This is a genomic window from Protofrankia sp. Cr2, assembly GCF_963555885.1.
In the GTDB taxonomy this organism is placed as follows: Bacteria; Actinomycetota; Actinomycetes; order Frankiales; family Frankiaceae; genus Protofrankia.
Map to the genome: position 1 here is coordinate 1 of NZ_CAUVXG010000034.1, position 693 is coordinate 693.

1 protein-coding gene is annotated in these 693 nt (G+C 60.3%); it reads left to right on the plus strand.

Features of this window, described 5'->3' with window-relative positions; all coding sequences use genetic code 11:
- Positions 1-565 (plus strand): ISAzo13 family transposase (locus U9978_RS15720; RefSeq protein WP_322761880.1); only part of this gene is annotated, 565 nt, incomplete at its 5' end.
- Positions 566-693 lie beyond the last annotated feature (128 nt).

Here is a 693-nt window from a genome sequence, read left to right on the forward strand (position 1 = left end):
GCACCTGGCCGACGGGAAGGCGATTCCTTACGGCGTCTACGACCTTGCCGACAACTCTGCCTGGGTGTCGGTCGGGACCGACCACGACACGTCGCAGTTCGCTGTCGCCTCGATCGGCAGGTGGTGGGAGGAGATGGGTCGGGAGAAATATCCGAACGCCCGCCGGCTGATGATTACCGCGGACTGCGGCGGGTCGAACGGAAACCGGCCGTGGCTGTGGAAACTAGAGTTGGCGGCGTTTGCAGCCAGGACCGGCCTGGAGATTTTCGTCTGCCATCTCCCGCCCGGCACCAGCAAATGGAACAAGATCGAGCACCGGTTGTTCTCCCAAATCAGCATCAACTGGCGCGGTCGACCGCTGACGACCTACGCCACTGTCGTCAGCCTCATCGCGAACACGACCACCACCACCGGCCTCGTCGTGCGCTGCGAACTCGATCCCGCCGACTACTCCACGAAGATCCAGGTGACCAAGATCCAACGCGAATCAATCCCGATAGAACGCGGGACATTCCACGGCGAGTGGAACTACAAGATCCTTCCAACGATGAAAGAGACTATTTGATTACAGCTTCTTGGTCGAGCGATCCCGGAGAACAAGTGGAAGGACCACCGGTGAACGCAGTTGAATAGGCCAGTTGCCCGATATGAAGCGGTCCCCCGAACACCGTCACCGGCGATGGCGATGGCGAT